Origin of the sequence: Labrys sedimenti (assembly GCF_034424805.1) — a bacterium.
Taxonomy (GTDB): Bacteria; Pseudomonadota; Alphaproteobacteria; order Rhizobiales; family Labraceae; genus Labrys; species Labrys sedimenti.
Genome location: NZ_JAXOUF010000027.1, coordinates 1 through 14,187 on the forward strand (window position 1 = coordinate 1; position 14,187 = coordinate 14,187).

Below are 14,187 nucleotides of genomic sequence, written 5' to 3' on the forward strand. Positions count from 1 at the left end.
TCCACGCCCGCAAAGCCGTTGCGGGCGGCTGCCGCGAAGCGCTCCATGAACGGCACTTCGTTGAACAGCATGGTCAGGTTGGCGGCAAATTTAGGCATATTCTATGGCCCTCTTTTACCCTCCCCATCGAGGGGAGGGTGAAAACCGATCAAATGCTCAATCCAGGAGCGCGATCGCGGTCGGCGCGTCCTTGGCATCGAGGGCGAGGTCCTCGAACTCCGTGACCTTGTCGAGATCAATGCCCATGGCGACGTTGGTGACGCGCTCGAGGATGACCTCGACCACCACCGGCACGCGCAGTTCGGCTGCCAGGCGCTTGGCCTCCACGAAGCCTTCATGCAGCTTCTCGGGATCGGTGACGCGGATGGCGCGGCAGCCCAGGCCCTCGGCCACCTTGACATGGTCGACACCGTAGACGCCCAGCTCCGGCGTGTTGATGTTCTCGAAGGAGAGCTGGACCTGGAAGTCCATGTTGAAGCCGCGCTGCGACTGGCGGATCAGGCCGAGATAGGCGTTGTTCACCAGGACATGCACATAGGGCAGGTTGAATTGGGCGCCCACCGCCAGTTCCTCGATCATGAACTGGAAGTCGTAGTCGCCCGAGATCGCCACCACCGAGGCGCTGCGATCGGCGGCGCAGACGCCGAGGGCGGCCGGCAGGGTCCAGCCGAGCGGGCCGGCCTGGCCGCAATTGATCCAGCCCCTGGGCTTGTAGACATGCAGGAACTGGGCGGCGGCGATCTGCGACAGGCCGATGGTCGAGACATAGGTGGTGTCGCGGCCGAAAGCCTTGTTCATCTCCTCATAGACGCGCTGCGGCTTGATCGGCGTCTCGGTGAAATGGGTGCGGCGGAGCAGGGTCTTCTTGCGCTCGCGGCACTCCTCCAGCCAGGCGGAGCGATCCTTGAGCTTGCCCTGCGCCTTGAGTTCCCTAGCGGCCTCGATGAAGACGTCGAGTGCAAGGCCCGCATCCGAGGCGATGCCGTAGTCGGGCGCGAAGACGCGGCCGATCTGGGTCGGCTCGATGTCGACATGCACGAATTTGCGGCCCTGGGTGTAGACCTCGACCGTGCCGGTGTGGCGGTTGGCCCAGCGATTGCCGATGCCGAGCACGAAGTCGGAGGCGAGCAGCGTGGCATTGCCATAGCGGTGGCTGGTCTGCAGGCCGGCCATGCCCACCATCAGCGGATGATCGTCCGGGATCGTGCCCCAGCCCATCAGGGTCGGGATCACCGGCACGCCGGTCAGTTCGGCGAAGGTGACGAGCTTGTCGGAGGCATCGGCATTGATGATGCCGCCACCAGCCACGATCAACGGGCGCTCGGCGTCCTGCAGGAGCGCGATGGCCTTGTCGATCTGGGCGCGGGTCGCCTTGGGCCGGTAGACCGGCAGGGGCTCATAGGTTTCCGGGTCGAACTCGATCTCGGCGGTCTGCACGTCGAAGGGCAGGTCGATCAGCACCGGACCGGGACGGCCCGAGCGCATCAGGTGGAAGGCCTGCTGGAAGGTGCCGGGAACCTGGGCCGGCTCCATCACGGTCACGGCCATCTTGGTGAGCGGCTTGGCGATCGCGGCGATGTCGACGGCCTGGAAATCCTCCTTGTGCAGGCGGGCGCGCGGCGCCTGGCCGGTGATGCACAGGATCGGAATGGAATCGGCCGACGCCGAATAGAGGCCGGTGATCATGTCGGTGCCGGCCGGGCCGGACGTGCCGATGCAGATGCCGATATTGCCGGCCTTGGCGCGCGTATAGCCCTCGGCCATGTGGGAAGCGGCCTCGACATGGCGGGCCAGTACGTGCTTGATCTGGTTGCGCGGGCGCAGCGCGGCATAGAGCGGGTTGATCGCAGCACCCGGAACGCCGAAAGCGCAGGTCGCACCTTCCTTTTCCATGATGTGCACAGCAGCTTCCGCCGCGGTCATGCGGGCCATGAGCGTTTCTCCTCAAGCATTCTTCGATCCGCGGATCGGAATTGCGTCTGTCTTTTGAAAATCACGCCTTGCAGACAACCGATGGGATCGAATCCAGGGCGTGGTTGAATTCTTCGACGGAGCGGTGTTTCCCGCCCATTGCTGCCTGAAGATTGCAGGGGAAGGGCTATTAGTCCAATATATGGTTCGGTATAATCAATATCTCAAACATATGGATGCTGGACTGCCATGGAATTGCGCCATCTGCGCTACTTCATCGCCCTGGCGGAGGAGCTCAGCTTCACGGCCGCGGCACAGCGCCTGCACATCTCGCAGCCGCCACTGAGCCAGCAGATCCGCGACCTTGAGCACGAGCTCGGCGCGGTGCTGTTCCTGCGCACCAGCCGCAAGGTGGAGCTGACCGAAGCCGGCACGGCCTTCCTCGCCCATGCCCGCAGCATCATCGCCAGTGCCGAACTGGCGGCGACGCAGGTCAAGGCGATCGGCCAGGGCATGACGGGCGCACTCAACGTGGCAGCGACCGGCTCCATGCTGCTCGGTCCGCTCGCCGCCCTGATGGCGGAATATCGACGCCGCTTTCCGGGCGTGGTGATCGGCCTGCATGAAATGGCACCCGAGGCCCAGCTCAACGCGCTCGCGACCCGGGCCGTCGACATCAGCTTCCTGCGCATGCCACCCGAGGATGCCGAACTGGTGCACGAAACCGCCTGGCGCGAGCCCGTCGGCGTCTTCCTGCCATCAGGCCACCGCCTCGCCGAGTGCGGCGCCATCGCTCTGGCCGAGCTCCATGAGGACGAACATGTCTTCCTGCGCCTGCGTGATTCCAGCTTTGCGGTCTATCTGCGTCAATGCTGTGTGGAGGCAGGCTTCATCCCGCGCATCAGCCAGCAGGTGATCGAATCCTATTCGCTGACCAGCCTGGTGGCGGCCGGCTTCGGCGTCGCCCTCGCCCCCCGCAGCGTCAGCGCCCTGTCGCGGCCCGAGGTGATTTATCGCGACCTGGTGCCGCCCGCCCCCAGCGCTGACGTCAGCATGGTCTATCAGCGCGAGCCGAGCCCGGTGCTGGCCCGCTTCCTAGCCTTTGCGCGCCGCTTCCTTGCAGATTGGCGCGCGCAGCCGGGCCGCCAATGAACTTCCGCTGCTCAGGAAACGGGGATGGCGGCCAGTTCCCGGCGCAAGACCTTCAGGGCCGTCGACATCCAGATCCACACCCGCGCTGACTCGGCCTGTTCCTGGGCCAGGGTGACCTTCGTCCGGCTGAAATGCCTGTAGGCGTCATAGGCTTCCAGGGCGCCATTGGCCCCCGGCCCGGTATATTTCAGGATTTCGCGCGTCGTCCGGTCGCCGGCCAGACGATCTACGGGCGAAGCGGAAGGACGCTGTGCACCACCGGCACCGGGCGGCCGGTAATCATTGGATTCGTTGATATAGCCGTCGGGATCGGCGACACCCCAGGGCGTGCCGCCCATACCGCCATGGGTGCAGAAGAAATATTGCTGCTTGTAGATGGTCGAGGCACCCGGCGTGCGCCGCGTCGCATAGCTGCCGAACAGCAGCCGCGACCCCGTCTTCGGATCACGGCGGGCATGGAAGCACACCCGGACATTGGGCGGAATGAAGAGCGGTGAATTGAAGGGCTGCCTGTCGACGGCATCGAACAGGAAGAGGCCATCGACGGGAAGGCCCTCCAGCGCGAGCAGGGAGGCGGCATAGACCACGGCCGCACCACCCCGGCTATAGCCGGCTAAGAAAATGCGTTTGGGCCCGGACGCCTTGTGCCGATAGCGCTCCCGCACGGAGCGATAGGCACCGATGCCCAGGGCCGGCGTCGAGACACCGTCGCGGCTCGGGCCACGCCGGTAATATCGGGCCTCGTTGCCCCAGCTCCGATAAAGGCGCTGCACGAAACTGTTGCGGAACTCCGCCTCATAGGCCCGGTCGGAATAGGGGCCGGTACCATCGATGCCGGCATAAATGTCGAGGGCCGCATTGGCCGCCGCGGCCTGAGCATCGCGCTGGCGCTGCTCCTCGTACCGCGCGACCTCCCTGGTGTAGAGCACCGACATGTCGTGGCTATCGAAGGGAAAAGCGCCATTCCAGTTCATTGCCCGCCCCGAATGATCTGCGCAGTATATGAAGCAGTCTATATGGTCACCATAATGTTCTTCAAGAAGTATTATTTGACAATAATATAAATTAATACGCGGCATTTTCATACCTACTGAAAAAAATTCGACACAATCTGCATCCCGGGAATGAATTACTGTGGGAATAGGCAATTATTCCCTGGCCTTGACGAAGAAAGACCAGCGGCAGGTCCCCAGCATCTCGTTCGCATTCTCCTCCAGATCTCGGAACGCGGGATAGGGGGCTTCGTGCCAGGCAACTCCCTGGGTGGTACGGACTGAGGAGGGTACCGCGGCAGGGTTGCACAAGTCCGCAGCCCCTTGACGAACCGGTGCAGGACCGACATTTTTACCCAGGCGTGGCCCACGCCCAACCTCCCAAGGCCTTCCCCAGCATGGCCTTAAACGGAGGCAAAGGGACTTCCGTCTCGGGTCGTCGTCCTGGTCCGATCGTTTCGGGCGTGGTTGCTGGGGAACTTGCGTCCGGGGCGTGAAAGGCCTGACAATGACGCAGAATGGCAATCTCAAGCGCCGTGTCCGTGCGCGCGCGGCCAAGACGGGCGAGTCCTACACCGCGGCGCTCAGACATGTTCGTGAGGCACAACCGCGCCACGCCGACACCCAATCGGTGCGGCTGGCGGTGGTGCAATCCTCGCTCTTCAACGATCCTCGCGACAGCTCCGCACTTCGCACCAGCGGCATGGAAATGCGACAGCTGATGTGCGACGCCCACAGGGCCGGCGCGCGACTGATCCATTTCCCGGAGGGTGCGACCTGCTCTCCCAACAAGCGCATCATGTCTGCGAGTGGTCCGCGCGACGTTGGCCCCTCAGACTGGACCCGATTCGATTGGGCGGTTCTCGGCGAGGAACTCGACGCGATCAGCACGCTCGCGCGGGCGCTCGGGCTATGGACGGTGTTCGGGGCGGTCCATCGCCTGACCCCACCGCACCGGCCGCATAACAGCCTCTATGTCGTCTCCAATCGCGGAGATCTCGTCACCCGCTATGACGAGCGCATGCTCTCGAACACCAAGATCTCCTTCATTTATTCGCCGGGCAAGCAGCCGGTGACCTTCGAGGTCGACGATCTGCGTTTCGGCTGTGCGCTCGGCATGGAGGCGCATTATCCCGAGATATTCACCGACTATGAAAGGCTCGATGTCGATTGCGTCCTGTTCTCGACAACGGGCGAGAGCCCGTCGGCCGCGCCGCCTTTCGCGGCAGAGGCCTTGGGACACGCGGCCAGCAATGCCTATTGGGTCAGCTACGCCGCCCATGCGCCGCAGAGCGTGATGGTCCCCTCCGGAATAGCTGCACCGGACGGCCGGTGGAACGCCCAATGCCCGGCAGATGGCACACCGGCCATCGCCGTTACCGACATCACGACGGATCGAGACCATCCCGCGCGGCCATGGCGGCGAACCGCCCGTTCCGATCTCTACGAGGCGCATAAAATCGACGGCGATCCCAGAAGCGACGCCCGCAATTCGTTCTGACCGGCAAAGGGGGCGAAAGCCCCCTTTGCCTTACCGCTGCCGCTCAGGCCTTCGCGCCCGACACCTTCACGCCCGGCGCAAGCGAGCGCAGTGCGTAGTAGATGATGCCCGCGATGGCGACGCCGAAGAACCAGCCATAGATACCCCACCAGGCCGGCAGCCAATTGGTCAGGTTGGGCAGGATGGAGGAGAACAGTGCGCCGATGCCGGCGGCGATCAGGGCGTTGACATGCCAGCCGCCCTGGAAGCGGAACTCGCCATCCTCGCGATAGAGCGCCTCGACGTCGATCTCACCCTTGCGGATGAGATAATAGTCGACCAGCATCACCCCGAGGATCGGCCCCATGGTGGCGCCGATGATGCCGACGAAGCTGGCGGCGCTGCCTTCCCAAGGCGCGAAGGGATAGAGCACCAGAGCAATGAAGGCCGCGATGTAGCCGCCCTTCTTGAAGTCGATGGCGCGCGGGAAGACATTGGCGAAATCGAAGGCCGGCGAGACGAAATTGGCCACGACATTGATACCCAGCGTCGCCACTGCGAAGGTCAGCGCGGCAAGGAGGGCCAGGAACCAGCTGTCGAACTTGGCCGAGATCTGGTCGGGATGCAGCAGCACCTCGCCATAGACGTCGTAGGCGGCGATGGTGGTGACGCCGGCCACCATGGAGAACAGCACCAGATTGACCGGCAGGCCCCAGAGATTGCCGGTGCGCACCGCCGATTTGTCGGGCGCATAGCGACTGAAGTCGCAGAAATTCAGGTAGAGTGCCGAGAAATAGGTCACCCATATCGCGGCAACCGCGAACAGCGAGGTCCAGGAGCCGGGCGTGCCGGGCACCCCGGCATCCTTGGTCTTGTCGAGAAGGACATCGAGCGGAATATCGCTGGAAAAGGCGAACTTGCCGGATTTGACGCACAGATAGATCGCCAGGATCAGCATCATCACCCACACCGCTGGGCCGGCCCAGTCCTGGAAGCGCCGCACCGTCTCCATGCCCTTCTGGATGATCAGCAGCTGCAGGGCCCAGATCACCACGAAACAGATCACTTCGAGCCCGGAATGGCCGAGAAAATGCACGTCGCGATGGAACTGGGCGAAACTGTCGGAGCGGATCAGCAGCGCCACGATGGCGCCTGAAGCGGCCGACGTCTGGGCACCATACCAGAAACAGGCGACCACGGCCCGTACCAAGGCCGGCAGGTTGGCGCCCCAGATGCCGAAGGAGGCGCGGGCGAGCACCGGATAGGGCACGCCGGTCTTCACGCCGGCATAACCCACCAGATTCATCAGCGCATAGATGACCAGCGAGCCGATGCCGATGGCCACGATGAAATTGACGAAGCCGCCGCAGAACAGGAACAGGCTCGCGGCGAGATAATAGCCCCACAGGCTGTGCACGTCTGAGGTCCAGACGTTGAAGATGCTGAACGGCCCCCAATTGCGAATTTTCGCCGGGGCCAGATCCTCGTTGTAGAGGTCGGGCGATGCCCCTTTGATCTCCATTATCCCCTCTCCCGCGCTCGTCCGCCGGAGGTTACAACCTGACGCATGGTAATGTCCGGCGGCATTCCATGCGTCATTGCTGAGCCGAATCTTGGCGCCGCATCCTGCAAGTCAGAGCGCTCGAAAGATGCAAGTCAATCAGCATCCATGCAATGAGCACCGATATTTTACCTGTACTGACTCCGCCTGACCATCGTTGCCGGCAATACTGTCTGAATAAGCGGCAGCCTGCACAGTCCGGCGGCGAACACGCGCGTCCACGCGCCGACATGGCAAGAAAAAACCCGCCTCTCGCATCGCGATGGCGGGCTGTTACCAGGCCGGGGGCGCAGAACCTTCTGGAGGAGAGGGAGGCGAACCGGAAGTCCGCACATCCCTAAAATAAGCCTCAGCCGCGCTTGCGCGGCTTCTTCGGCTCGCCCATCACATAGGTCTCCTCGACGGCGCGGTCGTCGCCCAGCGTGACCAGCACGAAGAGCTCCTCGGCCAGGGTAGTCACCGTCTCCATGCGATGCGCCATGGCGGGAGTCGCTCTGGCGTCGAGCACCACGGCATCGCATTCAAGACCCGGTTCGAAACTGCCGATCAGATGCTCAAGGCCGATGGCGATGGCGTTGCCGCGGGTCATGGCGTGGAACAGCGCCAGCGAATCCAGGCGCTGGCCCTGCAATTGCAGCACCTTATAGGCCTCGTTCATGGTCTGCAGCATGGAATAGGAGGTGCCGCCGCCAATATCGGTGGCAACGCCGATGCGCACCGGCCTGTTGGGATCGCGCATCGCCTTCCAATCGAACAGCCCCGAACCGAGAAAGAGGTTGGAGGTCGGGCAGAACACGGCGACCGCATCGGCATCCGCATAACGCTGGCGCTCGCTCTCGGACAGATGGATCGAATGCCCCATCAGCGATTTGCTGCCGAGCAGCCCGTATTTCTCATAGATCGCGGTATAGTCGGCGCATTCGGGATAGAGCCGCTTGGCAGTGGCGACTTCTTCCAGATTTTCCGAAATATGGGTCTCGACCAGGCAGTCCGGATGCTCGCGCGACAGGGTTGCGGCGGCTTCGAGCTGTGCGGGCGTCGAGGTGATGGCAAAGCGCGGCGCGATCGCATAGAGCTGACGGCCGCGGCCATGCCAGCGCCCGATCAGGGCCTTGCTGTCGTCATAGCCGGATTGAGCGGTGTCGGTGAGCGCGTCGGGCGCATAGCGATCCATCATCACCTTGCCGGCGGCCATGCGGGTGTTGCGCCGCTCGGATTCGGCAAAGAAGGCCTCGGCCGAGGCCGAATGCACCGAGCAGAAGGCCACGGCCGTGGTGGTGCCGTTGGAAAGCAATTCGTCGAAGAAGAAGGCTGCGCCGCGGGCCGCATGGGCCGGATCGCCATATTTCTGTTCCTCGACGAAGGTATAAGTGTTGAGCCAGTCGAGCAGTTGGGCCGCCCACGACGCCACCACCTGGGTCTGCGGCAGATGGATATGCGGATCGATGAAACCGGGCGTGATCAGGCGGCCCGAATGATCATGGATCACGGTGGCGGCGGGAAGCTGGGGGCGCAGAACGGAGGTCTCGCCGGCCGCCAGGATCTTGCCGCCGGCCAGGACCAGCAGCCCGTCCTCGACATAGCGCACGGCGCTCTCGCCATGCTCTTCGGGACGCTCCACGAACCAGAGCAGGCGGCCGCGCAGGGCCTTATCCGCCCGCGAGAGATCCTTCGTCGTCACAACGTCACTTCCTTCTGGCTGGCGCGAGGGGCGCACGACTAAAGTGCTTTGTTCTGGTGAAGAGGCCGTGCCTTCAATGCGGGCACGAACCAGGATCCTGCAAATACACCAGGATCCCACGGCATGGCTCACCGATCATGCCAGACATCATAACCATATCGTCTTCGGGCGATTGTCACATTTTATTGGGAAGTCCTTCATGCGAGGCATATCTACCGCTGTGACGCCCCACGGGAAATTATAAGTGCTACAAAGAGGCCACAAACGAGCCTGACTAAAGCGTTTTGTGATTTCTCGGAATCACTGAGAATCGCAAAGACGCGTCGGAACAAAGAGTTAGAGCAAACAAGCGTTCGTGTGTGAACGCGCTTTGCTCTAGGAGACCTTGGGAGGAGGCGCCGGCGCAGGGAGGCCGGATCGACATCCCCCAATCACATTCCGATCCCGTTGCGGATCGGCCGGGCTCCAGCCCCGGTTCCAGTTCCTTGGCATGTTCGCCGCCGTGCACCCGTCCTCGGGTCGCCAGTCGCCGGGCATGCGTTGGTATGTTCGGGGCCGGGCATGCTTCTTGCCTGGCTCGCTTCAGTGCCTTCATCGATTATGCTGCAGGGTCGGCAAGCCGGGAAACCGGTAGACAGACCTCGCCAAACCACACGGATGATCATGCGCCGGACCGTAAGATTCCTACTCAACGATCGCCAGTTCTCGCTGGAGGGCTTCGACCCCACGCTGACGCTGCTGGACTGGCTGCGCAACGAGCGCCGGCTCGTCGGCACCAAGGAAGGCTGCGCCGAGGGCGACTGCGGCGCCTGCACCGTGCTGATCGGCCGGCTTCGTGACGGCGAGCTGCGCTATGAAGCCATCAATGCCTGCATCCGCTTCCTGGCAACCCTCGATGCCTGCCACATCGTCACCGTCGAGCATTTGAAGAAGGCAAGCGGCGGCCTGCATCCCGTCCAGCAGGCCATGGTGGAGCTGCACGGCTCGCAATGCGGCTTCTGCACGCCCGGCATCGTGATGTCTTTGACCGCCCTATGGCTGGGCACCGCCGAGCCCCCCTCGCGCGATCGCATCGAGGAGGCCCTCGCCGGCAATCTGTGCCGCTGCACCGGCTATGGCCCGATCATCTCGGCGCTCGACCGGGCCTACGAGATCGAGGCGTCCAGCTCCGATTCCCTGAATGTCGGTCGCGCCGAGATCGCCCGCAAGCTGGCCGGCCTCGCCGACCAGGAGGTCATCGAGATTTCCGAGGGCAGCCGCAAGCTGTTCGCCCCCGCCACCGCGGATCAGCTCGCCGAACTCACGGCCGCTCATCCCGACGCCACCCTGGTGGCGGGTGCTACCGATGTCGGCCTGTGGATCACCAAGATGCTGATGCGTCCGGCCACCGTGATCACCCTCGGCCGCGTCGGCGAACTCGACCGCATCGAGGACAAGGGCGACCATCTCGTCATCGGCGCCCTGGTCTCGGTCAGCGACGCGCGCGCCGCGCTCGGCGCTCTCGACCCGCAGATCGACGAGCTCATCCGCCGCTTCGGCTCCGAGCAGGTGCGCAATGCCGGCACCATCGGCGGCAATGTCGCCAATGGCTCGCCCATCGGCGATTCCCCGCCGGTGCTGATCGCCCTCGGCGCCAGCGTGATCCTGCGGCGCGGCGGCGAGCGGCGCATCGTGTCGCTGGAACAGTTCTTCATCGCCTACAAGAAGCAGGACCGCCAGCCGGGCGATTTCGTCGAGGCCCTGATCGTGCCCAAGCCGAAGCCGGGCACGCTGTTCCACGTCTCCAAGATCTCCAAGCGCTTCGACGAGGACATCTCGGCCGTGTGCGCCGCCTTCCGCCTCGAGCGGGATGGGGCGGGCCTCACTACGAATGCCGTGCTGGCCTTCGGCGGCATGGCTGCCACGCCCAAGCGCGCCGCCGCCGCGGAGGCGGCCCTTGCCGGCCGGGCGTTCAATGCCGAAGCCGCCGAGGCCGCAGCCCTCGCTTTGGCCAGCGATTTCAAGCCGCTCGACGACTGGCGCGCCAGTGCGCGCTACCGCTCGACGGTGGCTGCCAATCTGATCCGCCGTTTCCAGGCCGAGACGGCCACCGGCTCCGTTCACCGGGTTGCCGGCATCCTCCGGAGTGACGCCCATGCATAAGCCCGTCTTCGCAGCCAATCGCGACCAGGTCTCCGGCGGCGTCTATCAATCCATCCGCCACGATTCCGGCCACAAGCACGTGGCCGGCGAGGCCCTCTATATCGACGACATGCCCGAACCAGCCGGCCTGCTGCACGCCGCCCTCGGCCTGTCGCACTGCGCCCATGGCCTGATCAAGGAGATCGACCTCTCGGCGGTGAAGGACAGCCCCGGCGTCGAGTTGGTGCTCACGGCGGCCGACATTCCCGGCGTCAACGATATCAGCCCCTCCAACCATCACGACGACCCGGTTTTCGCCGAGGGCAAGGTGATGTTCTACGGCCAGCCGATCTTCGCCGTGATCGCCCGTACCCGCAACGAGGCGCGCCTGGCTGCGGCCAAGGCCAAGATCACCTATGAGGAGCTGCCGGCGATTCTCGACATCGCCACCGCCCGCAAGGACGGAAAGGATCTCGTCGCCGAACCGATGAGCCTCAACCGCGGCGATCTCGATGCGGCGATGACCGCCGCACCCCGGCGCATCAAGGGCTCGATGAATCTCGGCGGCCAGGAGCATTTCTATCTGGAAAGCCACATCGCCCTCGCCGTGCCGGGCGAGGACGGTGACGTAACCCTTTATTCCTCCACCCAGCATCCCAGCGAGATCCAGCACGCGGTGGCGCATGTGCTTGGCGTGCCGAGCAACGCCATCACCTGCGAGATCCGCCGCATGGGCGGCGGCTTCGGCGGCAAGGAGACCCAGGGCAACATCTTCGCCGCCATCGCCGCCCTGGCGGCACAGCGCACCGGCCAGGCGGTCAAGCTCAGGCCCGACCGCGACGACGACATGGTCGCCACCGGCAAGCGCCACGATTTCGTGATCGACTACGAAGTCGGCTTCGACGACGAAGGCCACATCCTGGCCGTCGACATCCTGTTCGCCGCCCGCTGCGGCTTCTCGGCCGACCTCTCCGGCCCGGTGACCGACCGCGCGCTGTTCCACGCCGACAACGCCTATTTCTATCCGGCCGTGCGCCTCAACGCCCAGCCCTGGCGCACCCACACCGTCTCCAATACCGCCTTCCGCGGTTTCGGCGGACCGCAGGGCGTGATCGGCGCCGAGCGCCTGATCGAGGAAGTGGCCTATGCCACCGGCAAGGACCCGCTCGAGATCCGCAAGCTCAATTTCTATGGCGGGCCCGGCCGCGATCTCACGCCCTATCACCAGACGGTGGAGGCTGACCTCTCGGCCGAGATCATCGCCAAGCTCGAGGAATCCAGCGACTACCAGGCCCGACGCGCCGAAATCCGCGCCGAGAATATCAGGGAGAATGCCCGCGGAGGCACCTTCCGTCGTGGCATCGCCCTCACGCCGGTCAAGTTCGGCATCTCCTTCACCAATAGCTGGCAGAACCAGGCCGGAGCGCTGGTGAACGTCTATACCGACGGTTCGGTGAGCGTGAACCATGGCGGCACCGAAATGGGCCAGGGCCTCTACATCAAGGTGGCCCAGGTGGTGGCGCAGGCCTTCCAGATCGATCTCGACATGGTCAAGATCACGCCGACCACCACCGCCAAGGTGCCCAATACCTCGCCGACGGCCGCCTCCTCCGGCACGGATCTCAACGGCATGGCGGCGCTGAACGCCTGCAACAACATCAAGGAGCGCATGGTCGCCTATGCCGTGGAGAAGCACGGCGTGCCCGAGGACCAGGTGGAGTTCCTGCCCGGCCGCGTGCGGGTCGGCAATCGCGAGATCGAGTGGCCGGATTTCGTCAAGGAGGTCTATGGCAACCGCATCCAGCTCTCCTCCTCCGGCTTCTACCGCACTCCCGATATCTACTGGGACCGCAAGGCCGGCCGCGGCCGCGCCTTCTATTATTATTCCTACGGCGCCGCCGCCTCGGAAGTCACGATCGATACGCTGACCGGCGAATACCGGGTCGAGCGCGTCGACATCCTGCACGATGTCGGCGCCTCGCTGAACCCGGCCATCGACATCGGCCAGATCGAAGGCGGCTTCGTGCAGGGCATGGGCTGGCTGACCACCGAGGAATTGTGGTGGGACAACAAGGGGCGCCTGCGCACCCACGCGCCCTCCACCTACAAGATCCCGGTGGCCTCGGACCGGCCGCGCATCTTCAACATCGACCTGTTGAACAAGCCCAACCACATGCCCTCGATCCACCGCTCCAAGGCGGTGGGCGAGCCGCCGCTGGTACTGCCGATCTCCGTCCTGCATGCCCTGTCGGACGCGGTAGCCAGCATCGGCGACTACAAGATCTTCCCCGATCTCGACGCGCCCGCCACGCCCGAGCGCGTCCTCTTCGCGGTCGAGGCGATGCGCGCCAAGATGCGGGAGAGGAGCGGGGGTCATGGTTGATCTCGAGATCGGCAAGCTCCTCGCCATGATCGAGGCCGATGGCCGCCAGGCCATCCTGGTCGAGATCGCCGCAGCCCTGGGCTCGACGCCGCGCGGCGTCGATGCGCTGATGCTGGTAACCTCGGATGCGGTTGCCGGCACCATCGGCGGCGGCCATCTCGAATTCCATGCCATCGACGTGGCGCGCTCCATGATTGCCGAAGGCAAGGAAGGACGCGGACCCGCCTCCCAAAGCATGGACCTGCCGCTCGGCCCGATGATGGGTCAGTGCTGCGGCGGCCATGTCACCCTGCGCTTCGAGCCGGTGACCACGAAGGTCGCCGCCTGGCTCGGCGACCACGAGGCCAAGCTCCTGGATGCGCGGCCACCGGTACTGGTGTTCGGGCTCGGCCATACCGGCCGGGCGCTCGCAAGCATGCTTTCGCTGCTGCCCTTCGCGGTGACGCTGGTGGACGATCGGGCCGAGATGTTCACCGGCCTGCCCGAGAATTGCCGCACGCTTCATCTCGAGGATCCGGCCGATGCCATCGCGGACGCTCCCGCCGGCGCCGCCTATATCATCCTCACCCACAGCCATGCGCTCGACTACCGCCTGACCGAGGCGGCCCTGGAACGCCGCGATGCCGCCTATGTCGGCATGATCGGCTCCAAGACCAAGCGCAAACGCTTCGAAAGCCAGTTCCTGCGCAACAGCGGCACCAATGCCATGCTCGGCGAGCTGACCTGCCCGATCGGCGGCGCCGATGTCGACGACAAGCGCCCCGAAATCATTGCCAGCCTGACGGCGGCCGAGCTGGTGCGGTGCTTCGCCCAGCGTGCCGCCCGGCTGCGACGGCCCCGCTGGGCTCCAGCCAAGGCCGGCTGACACCCGGCCGGCCCTCGTCAGAACCACCCCGGAAGACCGGC

9 protein-coding genes and 1 pseudogene are annotated in these 14,187 nt (G+C 64.5%); 5 read left to right on the forward strand and 5 right to left on the reverse strand.

Annotated elements, in window-relative coordinates:
- A pseudogene (locus tag U1R88_RS32395) lies at positions 1-98 on the reverse strand (hydroxypyruvate isomerase); the annotation flags it as partial.
- Between the two features lie 58 nt (positions 99-156).
- Positions 157-1,932, reverse strand: coding sequence for a glyoxylate carboligase (gene gcl / locus U1R88_RS32400; protein ID WP_322435020.1), 1,776 nt, complete (start codon positions 1,930-1,932; stop codon positions 157-159).
- Between the two features lie 228 nt (positions 1,933-2,160).
- On the opposite strand from gcl, the gene U1R88_RS32405 reads away from it, so the two are divergent.
- Entirely contained in the window at positions 2,161-3,063 is a 903-nt protein-coding gene (locus tag U1R88_RS32405) for a LysR family transcriptional regulator (protein ID WP_322435021.1), read from the forward strand.
- 11 nt (positions 3,064-3,074) lie between these two features.
- Here the strand turns inward: U1R88_RS32405 and U1R88_RS32410 are convergent, their stop codons facing one another.
- Complete coding sequence (locus tag U1R88_RS32410; RefSeq protein WP_322435022.1) at positions 3,075-4,037, reverse strand: hypothetical protein; 963 nt, start codon at positions 4,035-4,037, stop codon at positions 3,075-3,077.
- A gap of 526 nt (positions 4,038-4,563) precedes the next feature.
- On the opposite strand from U1R88_RS32410, the gene U1R88_RS32415 reads away from it, so the two are divergent.
- Positions 4,564-5,556, forward strand: coding sequence for a carbon-nitrogen hydrolase family protein (locus tag U1R88_RS32415; protein ID WP_322435023.1), 993 nt, complete (start codon positions 4,564-4,566; stop codon positions 5,554-5,556).
- A gap of 43 nt (positions 5,557-5,599) precedes the next feature.
- Here U1R88_RS32415 and U1R88_RS32420 read toward each other — a convergent pair whose 3' ends face one another.
- Both U1R88_RS32420 and guaD read right to left on the reverse strand, forming a co-directional pair.
- The gene (locus U1R88_RS32420; protein ID WP_068283823.1) at positions 5,600-7,057 is read right to left on the reverse strand and encodes an NCS1 family nucleobase:cation symporter-1; all 1,458 of its coding nucleotides are present in this window, start codon (positions 7,055-7,057) and stop codon (positions 5,600-5,602) included.
- 388 nt (positions 7,058-7,445) lie between these two features.
- On the reverse strand, positions 7,446-8,777 hold the full coding sequence (gene guaD / locus U1R88_RS32425) for a guanine deaminase (protein WP_322435024.1): 1,332 nt from the start codon (positions 8,775-8,777) through the stop codon (positions 7,446-7,448).
- 657 nt (positions 8,778-9,434) lie between these two features.
- On the opposite strand from guaD, the gene xdhA reads away from it, so the two are divergent.
- Genes xdhA through xdhC form a run of 3 tightly spaced genes read left to right on the forward strand, consistent with a single transcriptional unit; the run spans position 9,435 to position 14,146 of the window.
- Positions 9,435-10,919, forward strand: a complete 1,485-nt coding sequence (gene xdhA, locus U1R88_RS32430; protein ID WP_425545516.1) for a xanthine dehydrogenase small subunit — start codon at positions 9,435-9,437, stop codon at positions 10,917-10,919.
- Positions 10,912-13,281: a xanthine dehydrogenase molybdopterin binding subunit gene (gene xdhB, locus U1R88_RS32435; RefSeq protein ID WP_322435026.1), complete on the forward strand. Its 2,370-nt coding sequence runs from the start codon at positions 10,912-10,914 to the stop codon at positions 13,279-13,281. The genes xdhA and xdhB overlap by 8 nt, the downstream gene beginning before the upstream one ends.
- The gene (xdhC, locus tag U1R88_RS32440) at positions 13,274-14,146 is read left to right on the forward strand and encodes a xanthine dehydrogenase accessory protein XdhC (RefSeq protein ID WP_322435027.1); all 873 of its coding nucleotides are present in this window, start codon (positions 13,274-13,276) and stop codon (positions 14,144-14,146) included. The genes xdhB and xdhC overlap by 8 nt, the downstream gene beginning before the upstream one ends.
- The last annotated feature ends 41 nt before the right edge of the window (positions 14,147-14,187 follow it).